The sequence below is a fragment of the Streptomyces uncialis genome (assembly GCF_036250755.1).
GTDB classification, from domain to species: domain Bacteria; phylum Actinomycetota; class Actinomycetes; order Streptomycetales; family Streptomycetaceae; genus Streptomyces; species Streptomyces uncialis.
The window spans coordinates 1,046,300-1,068,233 of record NZ_CP109583.1; the positions used below are offsets into that span (position 1 = coordinate 1,046,300).

General features: G+C 71.7%; 18 protein-coding genes. 1 reads left to right on the plus strand and 17 read right to left on the minus strand.

Annotation, left to right across the window (positions count from 1 at the left end; translation table 11 throughout):
* Nucleotides 1–33: 33 nt before the first annotated feature.
* The 15 genes from OG711_RS03990 to OG711_RS04060 form a co-directional block, all read right to left on the minus strand.
* A complete protein-coding gene (locus tag OG711_RS03990) occupies nt 34–2,874 on the minus strand; it encodes a hypothetical protein (RefSeq protein WP_329558403.1) in 2,841 nt (946 codons plus the stop codon).
* The gene (locus tag OG711_RS03995) at nt 2,871–3,983 is read right to left on the minus strand and encodes an ATP-binding protein (protein ID WP_266505426.1); all 1,113 of its coding nucleotides are present in this window, start codon (nt 3,981–3,983) and stop codon (nt 2,871–2,873) included. The genes OG711_RS03990 and OG711_RS03995 overlap by 4 nt, the downstream gene beginning before the upstream one ends.
* A 15-nt stretch (nt 3,984–3,998) precedes the next feature.
* The gene (locus OG711_RS04000) at nt 3,999–5,546 is read right to left on the minus strand and encodes a VWA domain-containing protein (RefSeq protein WP_329558404.1); all 1,548 of its coding nucleotides are present in this window, start codon (nt 5,544–5,546) and stop codon (nt 3,999–4,001) included.
* Nucleotides 5,543–6,931, minus strand: a complete 1,389-nt coding sequence (locus tag OG711_RS04005; protein ID WP_266510148.1) for a hypothetical protein — start codon at nt 6,929–6,931, stop codon at nt 5,543–5,545. Before OG711_RS04005 ends, OG711_RS04000 begins: the two co-directional genes overlap by 4 nt.
* Entirely contained in the window at nt 6,931–7,431 is a 501-nt protein-coding gene (locus OG711_RS04010; RefSeq protein WP_266505430.1) for a hypothetical protein, read from the minus strand. Before OG711_RS04010 ends, OG711_RS04005 begins: the two co-directional genes overlap by 1 nt.
* Before the next feature lie 420 nt (nt 7,432–7,851).
* Nucleotides 7,852–8,280, minus strand: a complete 429-nt coding sequence (locus OG711_RS04015) for a hypothetical protein (protein WP_329558405.1) — start codon at nt 8,278–8,280, stop codon at nt 7,852–7,854.
* 164 nt (nt 8,281–8,444) lie between these two features.
* A complete protein-coding gene (locus tag OG711_RS04020; RefSeq protein WP_329563612.1) occupies nt 8,445–14,657 on the minus strand; it encodes a DNRLRE domain-containing protein in 6,213 nt (2,070 codons plus the stop codon).
* 421 nt (nt 14,658–15,078) lie between these two features.
* Nucleotides 15,079–15,450 (minus strand): cupin domain-containing protein, encoded by a 372-nt coding sequence (locus OG711_RS04025; protein WP_073786469.1) that lies wholly within the window; start codon nt 15,448–15,450, stop codon nt 15,079–15,081.
* 224 nt (nt 15,451–15,674) lie between these two features.
* A complete protein-coding gene (locus OG711_RS04030) occupies nt 15,675–15,848 on the minus strand; it encodes a CsbD family protein (RefSeq protein ID WP_073786472.1) in 174 nt (57 codons plus the stop codon).
* A 168-nt stretch (nt 15,849–16,016) separates the two neighbouring features.
* Nucleotides 16,017–16,229: a DUF5133 domain-containing protein gene (locus tag OG711_RS04035; protein WP_073786475.1), complete on the minus strand. Its 213-nt coding sequence runs from the start codon at nt 16,227–16,229 to the stop codon at nt 16,017–16,019.
* Nucleotides 16,230–16,468: 239 nt separating this feature from the next.
* A complete protein-coding gene (locus tag OG711_RS04040; RefSeq protein ID WP_329558406.1) occupies nt 16,469–17,491 on the minus strand; it encodes an iron-containing redox enzyme family protein in 1,023 nt (340 codons plus the stop codon).
* On the minus strand, nt 17,488–17,700 hold the full coding sequence (locus OG711_RS04045; RefSeq protein WP_405674755.1) for a CDGSH iron-sulfur domain-containing protein: 213 nt from the start codon (nt 17,698–17,700) through the stop codon (nt 17,488–17,490). Before OG711_RS04045 ends, OG711_RS04040 begins: the two co-directional genes overlap by 4 nt.
* A gap of 142 nt (nt 17,701–17,842) precedes the next feature.
* A complete protein-coding gene (locus OG711_RS04050; RefSeq protein ID WP_266505445.1) occupies nt 17,843–18,517 on the minus strand; it encodes a HemK2/MTQ2 family protein methyltransferase in 675 nt (224 codons plus the stop codon).
* Nucleotides 18,518–18,597: 80 nt separating this feature from the next.
* On the minus strand, nt 18,598–18,753 hold the full coding sequence (locus OG711_RS04055) for a DUF6131 family protein (protein ID WP_099280811.1): 156 nt from the start codon (nt 18,751–18,753) through the stop codon (nt 18,598–18,600).
* 131 nt (nt 18,754–18,884) lie between these two features.
* Nucleotides 18,885–19,781, minus strand: coding sequence for an RNA polymerase sigma factor SigF (locus OG711_RS04060; protein WP_073786481.1), 897 nt, complete (start codon nt 19,779–19,781; stop codon nt 18,885–18,887).
* Nucleotides 19,782–20,048: 267 nt separating this feature from the next.
* On the opposite strand from OG711_RS04060, the gene OG711_RS04065 reads away from it, so the two are divergent.
* A complete protein-coding gene (locus tag OG711_RS04065; protein ID WP_266505452.1) occupies nt 20,049–20,270 on the plus strand; it encodes a DUF6479 family protein in 222 nt (73 codons plus the stop codon).
* Nucleotides 20,271–20,443: 173 nt separating this feature from the next.
* On the opposite strand, the gene OG711_RS04070 is transcribed toward OG711_RS04065, so the two are convergent.
* Together OG711_RS04070 and OG711_RS04075 are read right to left on the minus strand one after the other, a co-directional pair.
* The gene (locus tag OG711_RS04070) at nt 20,444–20,671 is read right to left on the minus strand and encodes a ferredoxin (RefSeq protein ID WP_206606907.1); all 228 of its coding nucleotides are present in this window, start codon (nt 20,669–20,671) and stop codon (nt 20,444–20,446) included.
* Nucleotides 20,668–21,858 carry a cytochrome P450 gene (locus OG711_RS04075; protein ID WP_266505457.1) on the minus strand — a complete coding sequence of 397 codons (1,191 nt, stop codon included), beginning with the start codon at nt 21,856–21,858 and terminating at the stop codon, nt 20,668–20,670. Before OG711_RS04075 ends, OG711_RS04070 begins: the two co-directional genes overlap by 4 nt.
* Between the last annotated feature and the right edge of the window lie 76 nt (nt 21,859–21,934).

A 21,934-nucleotide genomic window follows, 5' to 3' on the forward strand; every position in this document is an offset into this window, starting at 1 on the left:
CCGCTGATCACCCGGCCGCCGGCGGCACGCTGATCACCCGCCCGTCAGCAGCATTTCGAGCGCCACGGCCGTGTCCGGGTACCGGCCGACCAGTGCCGCGCCCGGCGGACCGGGGTCAGCCTTCTCCCATGTCCCCTCCCAGCCCAGCAGGTCCGCGAGCGCGTCGCAGGTGTCCGGGTGGGCGGTGAGCAGGACGCAGCCGCGGGCGCCCTCGGCGCGGGGGCCCGGGTCGATGCTGTCCGGCTCCGGTGGCGCCTGCCACGGCGGCACCCAGGCGTCGAGCTCGGTGAGGCGGCCGGGGAAGATCCGTCCGGCCTCACGGATCAGCAGCGGGGCCAGATCGGCGCCGTCCGACCGCAGGGTGGTGATCAGGGTCGGGAGCCAGGGCAGCAGGACCGGGTCCGGCAGGCGGGCGAACGCGTTCGACACCGCTTCGACGACGAAGTCGGCGAGGCCCGGGACGGGCTCCAAGGCGTGCACGAAGCCGCTGAGGTAGCGCGGATAGGCGCTCACCAGCATCGGATTGGCCAGCAGCTCGTCGCACCTCGCCCGGAGATCCGCCCGGTCGAGCTGCCCCAGGTGCGTCCGGGCCGCCCACAGCAGTGCCGTCCTGGCCGGCTCGGCCGGGTGCGACTGGGCCACCGCCAGCTCCAGCTGGGTCCGGTCGCACCCCAGGGACAGCGCCAGGCTCTCCATGCCGAACAGGAAGCCCAGCATCGCCGCCACCTGGCGGACCGTGGCGTCCTCGTCGGTGAACGCCGTCGGCAGCAGGGTGCAGTAGTGCGCGTAACCGGTCTTGGCGAAGGACTCGATCCAGGGCGGCAGCACCGGCTCGGTGGTGCGGTAGTACGCCAGCAGTCCGCGCACCCGGCGCAGCACCTCGGGTGCGCCGTCGACGCTGCGCTCGGCCGACAGGACCTCCAGCGCGCGGGTGCCCAGCTCGTCGGCGAGGCGGCGGCTGCGCAGATACAGCAGGGCGTCCTCGACGGCGCCGAGGACGGTCGCGGTGGTGGCCTGCGGGTCGTACGCGCGTCGGCGCAGCCGCTGTTCCAGGACCTGCTCGATGCTGACGCCCTCGTAGCCGAGTTCGATGAGCGCGCGCTGATGGGTGCCCAGTGCCAGGTCCCAGGACTCCTGGATCGACCGCTCCCCCAGCTTGCGCTCACCCATGATCGGCCGGGCGGCGCCATGGGGCATCAGCGCGCGCAGCATCCACAGGACGTCGGAGCAGCGGGCGAGTTCCGGGCGGCCGGCGATGTCGAGCAGTGCCCGGCGCACCCCGCGCTGCTGGAGCTTCAGGTCCAGCGGTGCGAGCCGGTCGTGGACATCACGGGCCAGGGGCGGCAGCGCGTCGTAGCCGACCTGGCCGGTCCGGTCGCCGCCCATCATGATCTCGACGAGGCGGCGCACATCGCGCCGGCCTGGGACGGTGTCCTTCTCGATGCAGGTGACGGCCGCGTCCTGGAAGTCGTACGGCGTGGGCCTGGCCCGGTCGCGCATCCCGGCCAGCAGGATCGACGTCTCGAACACCGCGATGGCGTCGGCGGTCGAGGCGAGGTAGCCGTTACGGCGGGCGGCCCGCACGATCTCCACCGACCAGCCGAGCAGTTCGGCCTCGTCCAGCGGGTCCAGGACGGGTGAGCGCTGGAGGAAACCCGTCAGCCGGTCGGAGGACTCCGCCGCGGGCCCGGGGGTCCCGGTGGCGGCGGTTTTCCCGGCCTTCGGCTTCCGCGTGCCCGTCTGCCCGGCCAGCCGGTACGGCTCCACCCGGGTGCGCCGGAGGTTCTGCGCCCAGACCGTCGCGGCGATCGACACGGAGCCCGCGGCGAGTCCGAACTGTGCCTCGATCGCCGTGTGGCTGGACGGGATCAGACCGTGCTGCCAGGTGGTGGCGGTGCGGGGGGTGATCTCGAAGGTGTCGGCGCCGTCCACACCGAACTCCGCCACCCGGCTGGCCGCGTGGAAGGCGCCGCAGATGTAGAGGCAGTCCGCGGGGTCCGTGCCGGTGGCGGCCAGGTGCTCGCGCATCCGTGTCCACATATAGCGCTCGCGGTACTCGTCCAGCCGGACCCGGTGCGGGTCGCCGGGTGCGAGGCGCCTGAAGAGGCTGCCGATCAGGAGCATCACCTGGCGGTAGGTGTCGTGGTCGCTGTCCCCGAGGGGCAGTTCGACGTACTGGTGCCACCACTCCGACCAGTGCCGCACCCGGCCGTGGCGCAGCAGATGTTCCTCCAGTTCCGCGAAGCGGGGCCGCAGATCGCCGATCTCCACGCCGACGGCGTCCCCGTGCAGGGCCGCCTCCGGCTCGGCGGGCGGTGCGTCCGGCCCTGCCGGGCTCTCCTCGGGCCCGGTGGACCGGGTCGCTCGCGCGTCCCACTGGAAGACATGGTCGGAGGAACGGTCGACCAGGACCAGCTCGACCCCCGGTGTGTCCAGCGCGTAGGCGATCGCCTGGTATTCGGCGGACGCCTCGGTGATCGGCGCCACCACCGACAGCGGGGACCACTCGGCCGGGAAGCCGTCGGTCTCGGTCGCGAACGCCTGTACCGCCACCGGGAGTCGGCAGTTGCGGAGTTCGGTGAGCAGCGGCGCCATGTCCTCGCACAGCTCCAGGTACACGACCTTCGGCTGTTTCTGGCGCAGTCGGCGTGCCATGGCGGTGGCCGACGCGGGCGAGTGGTGGCAGACGGGGAAGATCTCCAGTGGTTCACGCACCGCGCGGTCGACGTCGTCGACGATGCCCAGCAGGATGCCTTCCAGGGCGTCGGTCCCACCGGCGAACTCTGCGGCGGCTTCCTGGAGCTGGGCGCGCAGCGCGGTGAACGTCTCGTCGTGCGTACCGGTCACGGCCGGGCTGCTCTGCGCGGTGCTCATGACAGGGTGGCGATCGCTTCGCGTCCGCCCGCCAGGAACTCCGGCCATGATCCGCCTTCCTCCTTGCTGCGTGGTTCGACGACGCCGTGCAGGTACTTGTTGAGGATGGCGAGGTCCTCGGGCTCGCGCCGGGCCAGCGACCCGACGAGCGAGGAGGCCAGGGTGTGGGCGGTGAGGGCGCGTTCACCGAAGAAGTTGCTGTGCAGGATCGCGTCCTCAAGGACGCCGATCTGCTCGGCGGTGGACAGCGCGGACTCCAGCTTCTCGTCGTCGCTGCCCGCCGCCGCGGCCGAGGCACGCAGATCGGCGAAGCTCTGGAGCAGTACGTCGAGCAGCGTCGGCGGTACGTCGAGCTCGATCTGGTGGCGGCGCAGCAGTTCCTCGGTGCGGAAGCGGACGATCTCCGTCTCGCTCTTCTTGTTCGTCATGACCGGGATACGGACGAAGTTGAAGCGGCGCTTGAGCGCGGAGGACAGGTCGTTGACCCCGCGGTCACGGCTGTTGGCGGTGGCGATGACCGAGAAGCCGGGCTTGGCGAAGACGATCCCGTCGCTGTTCAGTTCGGGGACCGAGATGTACTTCTCGGAGAGGATCGAGATCAGCGCGTCCTGCACATCGCTCGTGGAGCGGGTGAGCTCCTCGAACCGGCCTATCGCGCCGGTCTCCATCGCGGTCATGATCGGTGAGGGGATCATCGACTCGCGCGACTGGCCCTTGGCGATGACCATGGACACGTTCCAGGAGTACTTGATGTGGTCCTCGGTGGTGCCGGCCGTGCCCTGGACGACCAGGGTGGAGTTGCGGCTGATCGCGGCGGACAGCAGCTCGGCCAGCCAGCTCTTGCCGGTGCCGGGGTCGCCGATGAGCAGCAGACCGCGGTCGGAGGCCAGGGTGACGATGGAGCGCTCGACGAAGCTGCGGTCGCCGAACCACTTCTGCGGGATCTTCCGGTCGAGGCCGTCCGCGCGTTCGGAGCCCAGGACGAACAGCCGGACCATCTTGGGTGACAGGCGCCAGGAGAAGGGCTTGGGCCCGTCGTCGACGGACTCCAGCCAGTCCAGTTCCTCGGCGTACTTGAGTTCGGCGGGGGCGCGCAACAGGTCGGACATGGCGGTGGGGCCTTTCTAGGTGAGGAACGTCTTGAGTTCGTGCACGAGCTTGCCGATATGACCGGAGATCACCGGTGTGCCGAGGTCCTTGAACCGCTCCCGGAACCAGGGGTTGACGCTGCCGCGTCCGGAGCTGGTCACGGAGCCCACGGGGATGAATCTGGCTCCCGAGCGGTGAACGGCGGTCATGCTCTCGAAGAGCGGCTCGGCCTGCCATTCGTAGAAGTCGGATATCCACACGACGGCGGTGTTGCGGGGTTCGGCGATCTTCGGCTGGGCCAGTGCCATGGCGACCGTGCCGTCGGTGCCGCCGCCGAGGTTGGTGCGCAGCAGGGTCTCGAAGGGGTCGTGCGCCCACGGGGTGAGGTCGAGTGCCCGGGTGTCGTACGCGATGAGGTGGACGTCCACCTTCGGGAGCCCGGCGAAGATCGACGCCAGGATGGTGCAGTTCACCATGGAGTCGACCATCGAGCCCGACTGGTCCACGACGACGATCAGCCGCTGGGGAGTCGTCTTGCGCGCGGTGTGCCGGTAGTAGAGGCGGTCGACGTACAGCCGCTCCTCCTCCGGGCTCCAGTTGGTGAGGTTCTTCCAGATCGTGCGGTCGAGATCGAGGTTGCGGTAGACGCGTTTGGGCGGGACGGAGCGGTCCAGGGGGCCCACGGTCGCCTTCTCCACCTGGGTGCGCAGCACGGCGGAGACCTCGTCGACGAATCGGCGGATCAGTGCCTTGGCGTTGGCCAGCGCCACACCGGAGAGGTTGTTCTTGTCCCGGAGCAGCTGTTCGATCAGGGACATGCTGGGGGTGAGGCGTGCGGCGAGTTCCGGGTCGGCGAGCACCTCACGCAGTCGCATGCGCTTGACCAGGTCGCCCTCGATGGCGTCGAGTTCCGGTCCGATCGTGGGAATGAGGCGGCTGAGATCGGGCGTCGCACGCGGGCCACCGGTGCCGGTCGCGGCCACGCCCGCCCCCGCGGCACCCGTACCTGACCCACCCGCCGCGGCACCCGATGCGGCGCGGCCACCGCGCAGTTCGCCGGGGCGGCAGCCGAGCGCGCGTTCCAGCCAGCCCGCGTCGGACTGCCAGCGGGTCAGCTGTCCGGCGGTGACCGCGCCGGAGCCGGAGGCGAAGACATTGAGCAGGACCTTCGACACGAGTGCCGCGCGCCGTACCTCGGCTGCCCGGTCGCGGGTGCCGTCGTCGTCGGGGGCGGGTGCCATCAGGCCGTCGAACTCGGAGCCGAGCTCCGGGTGGCGCTGCACGATCGAGTCCACGGAGACCTGCGGGTCCAGCAGCGCCGACGGCAGACCGATGTCCTCGACGACAGCGAGACCGGCGGATTCCAGCGCGGGCTGTTCCTCGGCGTCGAAGAGGCGGGCGAGCAGCCGCCAGTACAGGACCTGGCGGCGGTTGTCATGGGCGTCGGCGGGGGCGGTTCCGTGGCCCCGCCCGGCCGGTGGTTCGCCCGCCGCGCCATCGGTCGGCCGCTCGGTCGCCTGATCCGTGGTGGAGGTGTCCTCGGTCGTATGGCCGGTCGTGCGGCCGGTCGTGCGCTCGGTCATTTCCGCAGCAGCCTTCCCGCGCGCTCGCGCAGCACGGTCACGGCGTCGGTGGCGGCCTTCTCGGCCCGGGCACCGGCCTTGTCGGTCGTGCCCGCGGCCCAGCCACCGGCGTGGATGACGACGGGCTTCTTCCGTACGATCGTCTCCACGGCCAGAGGCTGGACGCGGAACGCTCCGGCGTCCCAGCGCAGCAGCCCGACGCACGCGCGGGACGCCGCGACGGCCTCGGGGGTGAGGGGTCCGGCGGTCGGCACCCGGTCGATGTCGACCGTGAGCGGCTGCCCGGCGACGGTGAACGTCATCGCGTCCCCGTCGTCCTGGACGGCACATCCCTCCAGGAACACAGGCACGGCGATGCGTGCCGGATGGCGGTCCAGCGGGGCGGTCGCCGCGTCGGTGGCGGCGGGCAGGGCGACGCGGGCCGTGGTCAAGGCGTCGGCGGGTTCCCCCGTACGCGCGTGCTCGTCGCTCCAGATCAGATCGCCCTCGGCGGTGACCGGCATGGCGTCGAGGACCATCGAACGGCCGTCCCGGACGGCCGCGAGCAGCGGCATGTGCGGGCGGAGCAGTTGCCAGAGCCCGGCTCCCACCACGGTGTCGGGCTTCGGCACCGACACACTGGCACGCACCAGCCGGGGCGCGCCGCCGTCCGCGGGTTCGAACACGGCGTGGATCTGTGCCTGCGCGGCGGTCGGGTGTTCCTGGAGGTCGACGCCGAGAGGGAGCAGACGGCCGGTGGCCGTGCCCGTCACAGGCATGTCGGCGGCTCCGGGGAGCGTCAGCAGCATCGCGCGCGACCACAGGTCGGCCCAGCGGCGTGCCGGGACGCGTTCCAGGGCGGCGCCCGGACAGGACGCGGCGAGCTCGGCGGCGAAGCCGTCGAGGAGGGTCGCCAGACGGCGCAGGTCCGGGTCGGGGAGCATCGCGGAGATGATCCGCGCCGACCCGGAGACCAGCTCGTGGTCGATGCCCTGCCAGCCGCGGCCCGCCAGATCGGACAGCCAGGAGCGGGCGGCGGTCTGGAGATTCGCCGCCTGCCGTCCGCCCGCCGCCGGGGTGAACTCCTTGTCGCGCGGCCGTCCGGTCGCCTCCGCGATCCGGGTGATCAGCGCGTCGTGGACGGAACCGAGGAGGGCGGTGCGGGCGGCGGCCAGCGCGACGAGGTGGTCCTCGCCCGCGGCTCCGGCCGAGGCCTTCTGTGCCGCCTCGCCGACCCCGGCGGCGAGCGGGGTCCCCGCGACGGCGCGGGCGAGTCCGGTCAGGCCCTTGGCCTGGGCGGGCCCGGGACGGAGCAGTCCTCCGGCGAGTGCGAGGTCGAAGGCGTCGACGGCCGTCAGCGCTTCGTCGAGCCCGTCGACGGACGCGGTGAGCAGATCGGCGCGCATCACGCCGCCCTGGTCGGCGGGAACCACTGCATCTCCGGCAAGGGCGCCGTGACCGGGGTGAGCTCCAGATAGGCCAGGTGGTGCAGGAAGCGGCTGAAGACGGACGCGGCGGCGGTGCTGTCCCCCTGCGGCGGACGGACCGCGCCCATGGCGGCGGTGATGGCCTGGGCGTCCGGCTCGCCGTCCGCGACATCGGCCTTCAGATAGCGGGCGACCCGCCCGGCACCGTACTGGAGCACCGACTCAGCGATCAGGGACCGGATGTGGTTGCAGAACGATCCCCGCGCGCCGCCGCAGGGCCGGTTGTTGTTGGTGCTGCATGTGAAGGCGTGGGTACCGGCCGCGACCGACGAGACATAGACCCGTCCGGCGTCGGACCCGCTGGACACCACACCCTGCAACCGCCCGTCGGCCAGCTCCACGAACGGGACCTTCGCGAGTTTGCGCGGCCTCGCGGATGCCGTCACCCGGGCCGTGCTGGACCTCTCCCAATAGGACAACGCGCCATCTCCTCTGCGCCAGGGGGGTGCCCACGCCGGACCGGCGGGACACGACTGAACCTAGCGGCGACCACTGACAACGCCGTCCCGCTGCACCCGAAGCCCGCCGTGGGCCGGGTGCCTTGTGACCAGGGCACCGGTGTTGTTCGTCGGGCTGAAGACCCTGTCGTGGTCGAGGAGGGGCGCCGCCGCTGTGGGGACGGTGTCGGGGTCGTTGATTCAGCTCCAGTGCGCGTACACGCCGACCGGCGCGGGGATTCCCGGGCAGGGCCGGTACGGCGGTTGTGGCCACCGTACGAGGGGCCGGCCCGTTCGGGTCCGGCTGTTCGGCCGGGATCACCGCGCGCCGGCCGTCGTCCCACGGCCCCTCCGTGGCCCCCGCGGACGGCCTTCTCGGACGGCGGTCCCGGACGAACGGGCTCAGCCGTCGATCCTCCAGTGCCAGTTGCCGCCCCGGGCCGAGAGCGCGATGCCGTTCTCGCGTACGTGGAGGATGTCGTCCCGCTGCTCCCACTCCATGCGCAGGGTCTCGTCCCGTGGGTCGCCGCCCAGTACCCGCTTCCACAGCGGGCCCTCGGGAGCGCCGGGTGTGCCGAGCGCGAGGGAGGTCACGTCCTCCAGTACCAGGGTGACGGGGCCGAGTTCGCGGTACGGCTCGGTCCCGGACTCCGTGTACGCGCGGGCGAAGGACAGTTCCGCCCGCAGGGTGGCGCCGGTGGGCGACACGGTGAGTCCGAAGCCCTCGGACTCGATGTCCAGCTCACCGGTGCCCGGGACGCGCCAGCCGGTGATCTCCCGCCCGGAGTGTCCGGGCTCGTCGTCGAGGACCGGGGTACAGCCTTGCCACATCGGGGTGTCGACCTTTCGTCGGAACGGAGGAAACGGTGGAGCGGTGGAACGCGGAACGGGGCGTGCGGGCTTGCGGGGCGGTGGGGTTCGGGGCCATGGCGAAGGGTGCGGGTGAGGAAGGGGTGTGCCTTCCTCACCCGCACCCGGGCTCACGTCAGCTCACCTCACAGGGAGCGCCACGCACGGTAGATGTGGCGCAGGCCGGGCCGGTAGGCCCACTTCCCGTACCGCTTGCCGCCCCGGTAGTACTGCACATGGGGGAAGCCCATGTACTTCTTCCGGTACCGGATGCGGCGCCAGCTCGCGCCGGCACCCTTGCCCTTGGGTCGCGCGCCCCACTTATTGTAGTGAGGCTTCTTGCCGCGGACGTCGACCCGGTAGCCCCGCTTGGTCTGGATGCTGTTCTTGACCGAGCGCTTGGCCAGGTACCGCGAGCCGCCCCGGATCGCGAGGCTGCGCAGGATTCCGCCGCCGGAGACCATCGAGACCGCGCCCGCGATCCTGCGGGTCCGCTTGCCCGGGCACCACCTGGAGCAGGCGTAGGCCGCCGCGCCGACCGCGAACCAGGCCCACCGGCCATCGAGGTCGTAGCAGTTGAGGGGCTGCCCGTAGCAGTAGTCGTAGGCGTTGGCGTTGCCCCCGAAGTCCGGGTCGGGGGACATGAAGCGGCCGGTGGCCGGGTTGTACAGCCGCGCGCCCATGAGGGTGAGACCGGTGAGGGTCTCGCTGGAGCGCTGCTTGCCGCCGAGCCAGCCGTAGCGGATCTCGGACTGTCCGCCACGCGGGTTGCCGTACTCGTCGGACTCCACCGCGACGGGTGCCTGGCCCGCGGTCAGCGGGAGTTGCAGGGACACGTCGCCGTGCAGGTTGGTGACCTGGAGGACGACGTCGCCGGTCTTCCCGGTGGTGGCGGCCAGATCGCCGCCCGCCGCGTCCACGTTGCGGGTCAGCGCGCCGGAGCCGTTCTCGGTGATCCAGCGCGGGTTGTCGCCGTCGCCGTCGTAGTGGTTGACCTTGGTGGCCTGGAGCGTCCAGGTGCTGCCGCTGCCGCTCTCCACCTGCCACGAACGGAACCGCAGCGCGGAGTCGAGGCTCCAGGTCTGGCGCTTGCCGTCGGCGGTCTGCCGGTGGACGAGGTCGTTGGCGTAGTAGCCGATCGTGCCGTTGCCCGGCGCCGTGGTGGTCCGGCCGAAGGCGTCGTACGCGTAGCCGGTGTCGACGACGCGGTCGGCGCTGTCGTAGGTGTGGGTGGTGGTGGTGCCTCCCGTGGTCGGGCAGTCGGCGCCCTCGGTGCCGGTGGCCGCCGTCAGCGTGGTGCGGTTGCTGCGGCTGTCGAAGCCGTAGGCGCGCCGGGTGCACACCGTGCTGGCGGTGTCCTCGACGGTGGTGAGACGGCCGGTCGCGTCGTACCGGTACGTCTGGTCGGACCAGCCGCTGTGGCTGGTGTTCTGGGCGTGGATGGACCGGGTGATGGTGTCGGAGTAGACGAGTGTGCTGTCGCTGTCGCGGGTGTAGGTCCGTTCGAGCGCCGCGCCGGAGGTGTCCTCCCGGGTCTTCACGGTGTATCCGCCGGGCAGCTTCTCGCTGGTCACGGAGCCGTCCGCGTCGTACGCGGCCTCGAAGGCGCCGGCCACCGAGTCGGTGATCCGGGTCGGCAGTCCGCGCGGCTCCGCCGTGTGGTCGTAGGTGTAGGTGACCGTGGAGGGCACGCTGTCGGTGATCTTCACCGGCCGGTCGAGCAGGTCGTACTCGGTGGCCGTGGTGCCTCCGTCGGCGTCGGTGTACGCCATCTGGCGGCCGAGCTTGTCGAAGGACTTGGTGATCGTGCCGCCCTCGGGGGAGGACGTGGTGACGATGTCACCGCCCGCCGGGTCGTACGCGGTGGTCACCGCGGGCAGGGCCTGGCCCGAGCCCCCGGTGACAGTGACCGCGGTCTGCCGGCCTGCCGCGTCGAAGGTCATCTGGGTGGTCCGGGTGGTGCTGCCGGACACCTCGGTGACCTTGGACTCCGCGCCCCACCAGCTGTACTCGTTGGTGGTGGTGGGCAGGGTGGCCGGGTTCGAGCCGCCTCCGGTGACCGGACCGGCGGGGCCGGTGGTGCACACCGCGTCGGCCCATTCGGGGCGCCCGGCGCAGGCGCCGGTACCGGTGCCTGACCAGTAGGTGGTGACCCGGGCCGCCGCGGACGTACCGGTGGCTCCGGCCGGGATCTGCTTGGTGACCCGGCCCTGGGCGTCGTACTCGGTCTCGGTGGTGAGTGCCAGTCCGCCCGGGTCCTGGACGGACTTGACGGGCAGGCCGCGCGCCCAGTCCATGACGGTCTGGGTGGCGCGGGTCTCACCCTGCACGGTGGGGTGCTCGCGGACCTGGGCGCCCACCGTCGCCTTGGTGACCTGGTCGCGGACCTTGGCGGTGCCGTCGGTCGGACGGCCCGCGTCGTACTCGTTGACCGTCCAGGTGCGGGCGATCACCGACGAACCGGCCGGGACCAGGGTGCTGGCGCCGGACTTGAGGTCGGCGGTCAGGTCGACCCGCCGCAGCGAGCCGAACTCCTGGAGTTCGCGGATGCCGCTGTCGTCGTAGACGGAGCGGGTGGCGAGCAGGTCGGCCCGTTCGGCGGGGGCCAGCCGGTCGATGCCGAGGTCCGTCTGCACGGCCCGGTCGGCGGCGCCGGTGCCGATGGCGACGGCCCGGTTCGCGGCGGACAGTTCGCGCACGGTGTTGCCGAACGCGTCGTACTCGGTGGTGGTGATGTGGCCGCCGGGCGAGGCGGTGTTGACCTCGCGCCCGGAGACACCCAGGTAGTGCACCTCGCCGCGCCGGTAGTCGGCGGCGCCGAGCGCGGAACCGGAGTGCGAGGCGGGGACGGAGTCCGCGGGGAAGACCGCGGTCGCGTCGGTCGGGGCGTCGGTCTGGCCCCAGTCCCGCACCTGCGCGGCGCTCATCTGGTGCGGGGCGGCGGCGCCGCTGAGCGGCACGTCGTAGACCACGCTGGTGGTGGCGGTGCCCTGCTCCGTGGCGGCCGTGCCGGGCTGGAGCCCGGAGCGGGACGCCTTCAGCAGCATGCCGTCGGCGGCGGTGGCACTGCCCCCGGCCTGCCCGTAGGTGAAGCTCCAGGGGAGCTCACCCGGTTCGGTGTACGAGGTGACCCGGCCCGCGGTGTCGTAGCCGTACTGGGTCTTCAGCAGCGGGGTGATCAGCGGGTTCCATGCCTCCCGGAGCCTGCCCTGGGAGTCGTAGCGGTAGGTCTGGACCACCTTCGACGTGGCGTTCGCCGCGCCGGGCTCGGTGGACCACAGCCGGATCTCCTTCACCTGGCCGTCGATGTCGCCGAGAGCGGTGGCCGTCGCGGTGGTGGCGCTCGCGTATCCGAACTCCAGCGCCCGGCAGCCCTTGGTCGCCGGAGCGGAGGTGCAGGTGGCGGCGGTCACGGCGGAGGTCGGCGCGATCACCCGCGCGGGGCGCGCCAGTTGCTTGCCGCCGACGGTGACCGTCTCGGACACCACGGTCGTCGCCGACTGGGCGAGCCCGTTCAGCAGGGTGCTGGAGACCTGCCAGGTGGTCGCGCCCGTACCGGGCTTGGTGAACTGGGTGACCGTGCCCTCGGTGTCCGCCAGGGTGAACGAGCCGGTGACGCCGCCGGTGAGGGTCAGGTCCTCCGAACCGGGTTCGGCGATCCAGCCGTTACGGGCCGCGTTGGCGGTGAAGTGGACGGCTTCGCCCTCGGCCATGACCACGTCGACCGCGTTGGCGGACACCTCACGGACATGGCTGTACTCGGACTCGGTGAGCTCCGCCGCGGTCCCCGCGACCCACTCCTTGCCGAAGATCGCCGCCTGGCCCTCCTGCTTCACGCCCTGGTCGGGCGTGCGGGAGGACGCGGAACGGGAGATCGACAGGTCGAACGCGGAGGTGTCGGTGGCCGACAGGGTGAAGTCACCGGTCAGCAGGTTCACCGTACCGGGGCCCACCTCCTCGGCGGCGGCACCGGAGGCCGTCCGGTCGACGACGACGGAGAGCGGCTCGCTGCTGCCCGAGGCGCCGCCGGGACCGGTGAAGTCGGCCTTCAGCTGGACCGCGCCGTCGGGGTTGACGGTGTCGGTCGCGTTCCAGACGAGGTTCGCGCTCCTGCCGTTCGTCAGAGCGGCCGGCCAGCCGGTGAGCGCGGTGCCCCCGGCGGTCACGTCACCCGGAGGCAGGGTGCTCCACGGGTCCGCCTCCGAACGGCGCCATGAGAACGACACCTTGTCGTACTTCGAGCCGTCGGCCTCGGCCGCCAGCGGCAGCCGGCGCGCGGTGCGCTCGCCCGGCGCGGGCCGGAGGAAGCCGCCGGGTCCCGCGTGGAAGGTGTGCTCGACGGCCTCGGACTTGTTGTCCGCCTTGTCCGCGGCGCGCACCCGCAGGGTGTGGGTACCGTCCTTCGGCGGGGTGACCTGGAGGGCCTTCGGCGCGCTCGCGCCGCCGGTCGGCACCTTGGTCCACGCCACACCGTCGAGCGACCACTCCAGCCAGTTGTGGTCGGTCCCGGCGGGCGGGGTCACGGTGAACGTCCCCGGCTGACCGCCGCCCTTGACCCACTGCCCGGTCGGGTAGTCGGTGGAGGCGATCGAGCCCGGGGCGGACGGCGCGCCGGTGTCGACGGTGAACGTCTTCCACGGGGACCAGCCCGTGTTGTAGTGCGCGCTGTCGTACGGGTTGGTGCGGAACTTGTACGTCTTGCCGTTCGTGAGGACACCGGCCGGCACGGTCACCGAGGCGACCTGGCCCGAGGGCACGTACGGGGAGACGATGACGTTGCCGACCTGGGTGTCGGTGGCACTGTCGAATATCTGGAAGGTGCCGTTGACCTTGTCACCGTCGGAGTCGACGAAGGTGTCCCGCAGGGTCGGCGTGGTGGTGTTCACCGCGTAGGAGCCGCCGTAGGAGAAGTACGGGGGTCCGGCCTCCTGCTTGGTGCCGGTGCGCGGCCGGTAGTTGTAGGTGACGCGCAGCTTCGGCGGGTTCGCGGCGGCGTTGGCGGAGTTGACCCGCTTCCACTGGGCGGTGGCGGTCTCACTGGTGGCGCGCAGCCCCATGTGACCGCGGGTGGCCTTGGCGGAGGACCACTCCTGGACCAGGGTGCTGACGTCGGCCTTGACCCAGCCGTCCGGCTGGGTGGTGCAGGCCGGGTTGCCGCGGGTCTCGGTGGAGGTGGCGCGCTTGGCCGTCCACGCCGGCTGGGCGGTCCAGCGGGACGATGTCGAGGCCGCGCCGGTGGACCACACCTCCCACGGATGCGCGTTGCAGTCCGTGTTCGCCGAGTGGAAGTTCCACAGGCTCAGTTCGGCGTCGATGATCAGGGCGTCCCGGACCGGGGTGGTGTTCCAGGTGAGGAACGAACGCGCGGTGCGGGGAGTACCGCCCGGGTTGGTGGTGCCGGGGTTGCCGAGATCCAGTTCGGTGTCGGCGGACCAGTCGACGGTCTCGCCCTGCTGGACGTAGGTGTCGAAGACGTTCGACAGGGAGGACGTCGAGGGGTCCACCGTGACCGGGTACTTCGTGTCCGGGTCGGCGAGGAACTCCGCGTCCGGGGTGACCACGAGGTCGACTCCCCCGCGGGTCTTGACGACCTTCATGTCGACCTTGGCCCGGTTGGTGTGCTCCCCGGAACGCTTGTCGACGGTCGCGTCCCACATCAGGGGCGCGGGCATCACGGCCCGCTTCTTGCGGCCCGACGCGGCGTCGGTGAACAGCAGGCTGCCGTCCTTGAGCTGACGGACCTTCAGCCCCTTGGTCCGCAGCGGCAGTGTGTACGAGTACGTGTCGGCCGTGGGGCGTTCACGCAGTTCGACGAACTGCTCGAAGCCCGTACGGGTCGCCTCCACCACCAGGTCGGCCCCCGGCAGCGCGCCGGGGTACGTCGCGCGGGTGCCGTCCAGCGCCGGGGCGGGCAGTCCGCCCTTCCACTGGAGCGCGATCCGCTCGTCGCCCTCACCGATGGTGACGAGGTCGCGGGCCCGGGTGTCGTTGGCCGCGGCCAGCGACCTCGGGACGGCGCCGGTCTTCCCGGCGAGCGCCAGATCGGCCGGGTGCGCCGCGGACCGCACCGATCCGTCGGCCTGCCGTTCCAGTTCGACGTCGACATCGACCCATCGGCCGTCCCGCACGAACCGCACCGGTCCGGACGACATGTCGGTCGTCAGACTGCCGTCCTTGTTGACCCAGGTCGTGGAGGTACCGCTGCGCTCCGACAGCGCCTCGACCCGCTTGCCCGACAACCGGGCCGCCGCCTTCGCGGACGGGATGTCCGCGGCCTGCGTGACCACGGGCACCGGCTCCTTGACGGGCCCTTCGGACCCGTCGGCCGCGAACGCGCCTTCCGTGAGCGCGACGGACATCAGCAGCGCGATGCCGCAGGCCGTCCAACGTGTCCCTCTGCTGTCGACTCTCCATACATGCCCTCGCTCCTCGGGGGAGGGCATGTGATCCACGACTGTCAAAGCACTTCCTGTCTTTCAGGATGCGGATACTGACAGTCGTTGAACATATCCGGACGGTAAACAGACCAAATGCCGAGTTTTCCGATCTTGGTGAGCGTGCAGCCTACATATATGTCAGTGACATATGTCACGTACATGCAAAGATTGGAGCCGAAGTCTCCCATGCCGGGCGACTGGGGCCAGGAAGGGCGCCACCGCCCCCTTGCTCCCTTTTCGCCTATGCCGGCGGGAACGCTCCCCGGCCGCGGCAGCCGGACACGCCGACGCCCCCGGCCCTTCGCCACAGGCCGGGGGCGCGACAGAGCTTCCGGGTGGGTCCCTACGCGGACGGCGGCTTCGCGTAGTCGCCGTATCCGGTCCAGTCCACCGCGACGCAGGGTTCGTCCCCGACCACCCAGGCGTCATGTCCGGGCGCGACCCGGATGAAGTCACCGGGCCCCGCCTCCGCGCTCTCGCCGTCGTCCATGACGATCTTTATACGCCCGCTCACCACGTACCCGGTATGGGCTTCCTGGCAGCTGGCGGTGCCCGCCAGTGGCTTGATGTGCTCCGACCAGCGCCAGCCCGGTTCGAAGACCGCCCGGCCGACCGGTCCGCCGGCCGTTTCGAGGAGGTCCAGCCTGCCCTTGCCGTCCCCGAACGGTCTCGTCTCGTCGGCGGAGTCGAAACTCCGGATCACCAGTCCAGTCATGATCAACCGCCTCCCGGCGGGATTCGGCCCCGAGTCCTCCTCCAGCCTAGTCCGATGCCGGGAGGCAGGCGGCGGAGCCGGGTCGCGGGGGCCGCCGGACATGGAGAAGCCCCCGCGGAACGGGGGCTGTCGGGCTCTCTCCGGCTGTGTCCGGGGCCGCGTCCGGCTGACGGCTACATGCGGTTACGGCCTCGTCCGGCTTCCGGTCTTCCGGCTACGTGCGGCTACGGCTTGAAGACGTCCTTGGCCTTCTCCTTGGCCTCGCGGGCCTGCCCTTCCGTCTCCTTGGCCCCGCCCTTCGCCGCCAGGCGGTCATTGCCCACCGCACGCCCGGCTTCCTTCTGGATCTTGCCCTTGACCTGCTGGCCCTTGGCGCGGGCCTTCTCGTCCTTCGCCATGACTCACCCTTCCACCGCTCGGCCTGCTTCGTCGCTCACCATCCATTAGATGCCCGATGGCGGGGATTGTCCTGCTGAAGACGGGCACGCGAATGTCCGGCGGGGTGTGCGCGTCACGTCCGGCGGGGCGCCGTCGGGACCGATCCCCTCGCGGGCGCGCTCATCGGCTCAGATGAGAGCCGGTTCCTCCTCCAGCTGGCTGCGGGCAGCGGCCATCGCGTCCTCGATGGTGTAGCAGCCGGTCGACATGCACAGCGTGTACTCGGTGTCCAGGAGCTGGCGCCGCACCTGGAGCGGAACGACGTCCCCGGACGCCTTCTCCCGCAGGGAGGCGTGAATGGCCAGCAGGTTCCTCAGTACGGCCGGGTGCGCCTTCAGCATGAAAAGCCTCCACCTCCGGGGGAGCACCGGGGACGGTCCGCTCCCGGTGCGGGCCGCGCCGGGCGGCCACTTGGGCACCGTGTACCCCCGAACAGCCGTTCCACCCCACCTTTCTCGGGTACCGGTCGGATTCTCGACCCGTACCCGAGCGGGAGCGGGGCGGAAGCCACCCCGGCGGCCCGCGCCGGGCGGATCGGCGGGGGCGGGTGGCCGTCCGGCGCCGGTGGGAGGCGGGCGGGTCACAGGGGTGTGCGCAGGGAGGTGCGGCCGTCGCGCCAGGCGGCGAGGAGATGGCCGCCCAGCCGGTTCTCCGTCCATTCGGTGGCGTCGGCGCCGAAGGCGATGTCCTCGTCGAGGAAGGGTTCGGCTTCGAGGAGTCCGCCGACGACCTCCCGCCGGACGATCTGCTCATGGACCGCGTCGGCCTCCACGTGCTCGGCGTAGAAGTGGACGGCCGCGGGGCCCGCGCCGACGCGCTCAAGACCGTGGGCGAGGCGTCGCGAACCGGGCGACGAGGTGGTCTCCACGGCCGCGAAGTGGCCCACCAGCGCTCCGCGCAGCGCACGGTGGAGTCCGAACAGGGACATCAGGTTGACGTTGGTCAGCATGGGGGCGGCGGCGCTGTCGACGTACCGTCCGTACGCGGTGTCCAGTCCGAGGTCCGTCATCAGATCGGCGAACAGCCGGGCGTGGACACGCTCGGCCCGTCCGGCGCCGAACTCGTCGTACTCGACGGCGACCATCGCGGCCTTCGCCCGGCCCGTCAGCCTCGGGATGACCCAGGCATGCGGATCGGCCTCCTTGAGGTGATAGAGGGAGCGCTGGGCCGCGTACTCGCGGAACTGCCACAACTCCCCCCGCTCCTTGAGGAAATGGGACGCCCCTTCGCCGTCGGCCGGTTCGGCGACAAGCTCCGCGAGAGCTTCCTCGGCCTTTCTCGGGGGACCGCAGTCGGCCCGGAGCGCGGACAGGAAGCGGCGTTCCATTCCCGCCCTCAGCCCCAGCAGTCCGGGCTCCCACTCCCACTCCGGATCGACACCGGCGAAGCCCCGGTAGTGCAGTTCGTAGCAGAGGTAGAGGGCCAGTTGCAGATCGTCCCCGTACGGGTCCGCGACCGCGACCGCCTCCGCTGTCCGCCCCGGCAGGGCCGTTCCGACAGGCCGGGTCAACACCTCCAGGACGGCGCGTGAGAGTTCCCCCCGGTTCCGCGGCAGCGCGGGTCCCGCGGCGCGGTCGTGGCCGTCGGACGCGGGGGCGGTCATACGGACCGCCGTTTCGTCCGGCCACGGTGGCTGGTGTCGCACCAGGGGAAGCTCCTGCTGCGGTGGCAGACGCAGAGCGCGACGGTGAAGCGGTCCGACACCACGCTGCTCCCGTCGTCCAGGACCACCTCGACCGGCCCTTCGACGAGCATCGGTCCGTCCTTCGTGAGCGTGACGCGGCGCGGTTGCCGGACGGGGCGGTCCGGCAGCGGTTGTCCGGCGGAGCGGTCCGGAACGGGTTCTTCGGCGGGTCGGGCCGGCAGCGGCTGTTCAGCGGTTCCGTTCGAAACCGGCCGCTCCGCGGCTGCGTTCGAAACCGGCTGTTCGACAGGCCGCTCCGGCACCGGCCGTTCAGCGGGTCCGTTCGGCACGGATGATCACCAGCTCTTCCTTCTCCTCGTCGGCGCCGACGAGCCCCCGGTGCCGCAGCCACGCCAGCCGGGAGCGCAGCACCGGGCCGAACGGCACATGCCAGCGGTCGGTGACGCGCGCTTCGAGCCCCGACCGCTCCAGCCCCGCCAGGGTCGGCGCGACGCCGCACAGCGCGGAGTGCACGAGCAGCAGCACACCGCCGGGGCGCAGTGACGTACCCGCGCCGTGGCAGATCCGGTTGAGCAGCGCGCGTCCGTCGGTGCCCGCGTCCCAGGCCACCGCGGCGCGGTGGCGGCGGACGGCCCCGGGCGCCGGGACGTAGGGCGGATTGCTCACGATGAGGTCGAAGCGGCGGCCGACGACCGGGGCGAACAGGTCGCCGTGGAGGACTTCGAGGGGCAACCGGGCGAGCCGCGCGTTGAGCCGGGCGGTGAGGACGGCCCGGTAGGTGGTGTCCACGGCGGTGACGCGGGCGCCCCGCCGGGCGGCGGCCAGGGCGAGCGCTCCGCCACCGGTTCCGACATCGAGGACGGCGGTGTCCTCCGCGATGTGCTCCCGGTCCAGGGCCCGGGCCAGCAGTTGGGTGTCCTCCTGCGGGGAGTACACCGTCCACGGAGCCAGCACCGGGCCGTCTCCACTGTCGTTCCGCGTCATCGCACCGACCACGTACACCTCACAGAGTCCGCCCCGAGTCCGTCACCCGGACGGAGCTGTCCGGTGGCAGTGCCGTTCGCTCACCAGTAGTGCCGTCGGCCTCCCACCGCGTGCCCCAGGGCTCCCAGGGCCCACAGCACGACGCCGATCCCGACCAGGACGATCCCGATGGTCCACAGAATGCCGATGCCGGCCACCAGGCCGACGATCAGGAGCACGAGCCCTAGAATGATCATGATTTCTCCGGTCGTGGGGCAGCCCCCCTCACTCCAGGGTTGCTCCGTTCACCCGGCCGCACAACACGGCGGGCTCCTCCGAAGCCGGTACCGACGGGCTCCACCCGAACGTGATACGGGCGGGACCCGCCTCAACGCTCGGTGAGCATCCCCTCGCGGAGCCGGCCGAGGGTGCGGGACAGGAGACGGGAGACATGCATCTGGGACAGGTCCAGCTCGTCCCCGATGGCCGCCTGGGTCATCTCCTGGCCGAAACGCATCTCCAGGATGCGCCGGTCGCGGTCCCCCAGCTCCTCCAGCAGCGGACCGAGGGCGTGGAAGTCCTCCACCAGCTCCATCGCCGGGTCGACGTCACCGAGGACATCACCGTACGAACGGCCACCCGCGCCGTGGGCCGGACCGTCCTCCTGGTCGGTGACCGGGAGGTCCAGGGAACCCGCCGTGTAGCCGTTGGAGGCCACCATGCCCTCGACGACCTCTGCCTCGCTCAGCTCCAGCAGCCCGGCCAGCTCACCCACGGTCGGAGCGCGGTCCAGTACCGCGGAGAGTTCGTCACGGGCCTTGGCCAGCTCGGTGCGCAGCTCCTGGAGACGGCGCGGGACATGGACCGCCCAGGAGGAGTCGCGGAAGTACCGCTTGATCTCCCCCACGATGTACGGGACGGCGAACGACGCGAACTCCACCTCGCGGCTCAGGTCGAACCGGTCGATCGCCTTGATCAGACCGACCGTGCCGACCTGGACGATGTCCTCCATCTCCCCGGCGCCGCGGTTGCGGAACCGGCCGGCGGCGAATCGCACCAGGGAGACGTTCATCTCGATCAGCGTGTTGCGGGCGTACTGGTACTCCGGCGTTCCCTCCTCCAGGGTACGGAGGCGGTCGAAGAAGACCTTCGACAGGCCCTTCGCGTCCTTGGGGGCCACCTGGCCCGGGCAGCTGACGTGCGGAAGGCCGCTGTCCGGTGAACGGCCGGTCGTGCGCTGGTGCGTGGTGCTGTCCCGGTACGGGGCGGTTCTGACGGTCGTCATCGCGGCCGAGCTCCCTTCGGGCGGAGATGCGGAGGTGTGATGCTGCGCCTTCCCGGGCCGCGGTCATGCACACCTGACGGAGCCGCTTCCTCCGCCTTTGGCCCGAACACACCGCCCCGGTGGCGCGTAATCCCGGGGCTGCCGTTGCCGGATCGGCACCGCCGCTCTCGTGGGGACCGCCGCTCCCGTGCCGGGTGGGGCGGGAGCTGTCCCGATTTGTTGGAGTGCCGTGGACATGGTTCGCCCCTGCCGAGGTACACGCTCCACATGAGCGAACATGTCCCGTCCTTCTTTGTCCTGGCCGCCGGGGGTTCCGGTTCGCCGCTGCTGATCGTCATCGGCGTCATCATCGTCGGCGCGCTGCTCGCGGCGTTCTGGATCGGCAGTCGGCGCACCGCCCGCAAGCCGAAGCCGCCGCGTGGCCCGCAGCCCCGCTCCGGCTCCTGGGACACCCCTGACTCCCCCACGGAGCCCCCGCACCGCCATTGACCCCCCGGGCCGCCCCCGGCCCCTGCCCCCCTGACTCCTGACCCCGATGGTCGGCCGCGCAGCGCCGGGACCGGCGTCAGGTGGGTGGCGGTCGGCACGGTCACGTGGTCGGCGGCGTCACGGGGGTCGGCGGCACCCGGCAGTCGGTATCGGCGTCGGGGTCGCCGTCGGCGTCAGTCGCGGCTCGGACCGATCACCGTGTTCCGGTCGAGGACCGTGATGGCCCGGGCCGGGCAGACTTCGGCGGCTGCCAGGACCCGGTCGTCCGGCTCGATCCGGTCCTCCCGCACCCGGGCGTGCTCGCCGTCCAGGGTGAACACCTCGGGGGCGATCCCGGCGCACATGCCCGACGCCAGACAGAGCCGCGGATCGACACGGGTGTCCCACTCCCGGCCGGTCACCAGCCGACCGGCATGACGCGCGGGCCGCGCACCAGCATCTCGGACTTCCAGGTCACGTCACCGGCCAGGCGCAGCCCGGGGAAGCGGGCGAGGAGCGCGCCCACGGCCTCCTGGAGCTCCATCCGTGCCAGGGAGGCGCCCAGGCAGTGGTGGACCCCGTGGCCGAATCCGAGGTGCTGGTTGCCCGCGCGGGCGATGTCGAGGACACCGGGGGCCGTGAACCGGAGCGCGTCGCGGTTGGCGGCGCCCGCGGCGACCAGGACCGGGGTGCCGGCCCTGACCAGGGTGCCGCCGACCTCGATGTCCTCGGTGGCGTACCGGGGCGCGGCGGCGCCGCTGCCCAGGGGTACGAAGCGCAGCAGTTCCTCCACGGCGTCCGGGACGAGTTCGGGACGGGCCCGCAGCCGGGCGAGCTGGTCCGGGTGGTCCAGCAGGGTGAGGACGAAGTTGGGGATCTGGGACGCGGTGGTCTCGTGCCCCGCGACCAGAACGGCCACGCACAGATCGATCAGTTCCACCTCGGAGAGCCGGTCGCCGCCGTCCCGCGCCTCGATGAGCGTGGTCATCAGGTCGTCCCGCGGCTCCTGGCGGTGCAGATCGATCAACCCGGCCATGTACGCGCGCAGTTCCTCGCGGTTGGCCTTGAACTCGGCGGCGGTGAGGGAGCTGGTGGAGAGCGCGGCGTCGCTCCAGACCCGGAAGCGCGGACGGTCCTGCGTGGGCACGCCGAGCAGTCGGCAGATCACCGCGACCGGCAGCGGCAACGCGAAGCGGTCCACCAGGTCGGCGGGCGGTCCGGCCGCCTCCAGATCGTCGAGGAGGCTCGCGGTGAGCTCCCGGACCTGGGGCCGGAGCCTCTCGGCCCGGCGGGCGGTGAACGCCCCGGCCACCAGGGAGCGCAGCCGGGTGTGGTCGGGCGGGTCCATGCTGAGGATGCCGCCGTCCGCCCGGCCCTCCGACTGCCGCGGCTCGTCGCGCGCGGCGGCCGCGGCCCGGCTGAAGCGCTGGTCGCCCAGGACGAGCCGGGCGTCGGCGTAGCGGGTGACGAGCCAGGCGGGTTCGCCGTACGGCAGCCGGACGCGTAACAGTCCCGGCTGGTCGCGGACGCGCTCGTACTCCTCGGCGAGCTGGAGTCCGCCGGAGGTGTTGAAGGGGTAGACGAGGGGGGTGAGGTCAGCTGTCGCCACGAGGGGCCTCCCAGTTGTAAGCAGCCGCTTACAACGGTAGGACCGGCCTCCGGAGCGGTCAACGACGCGTTACAGC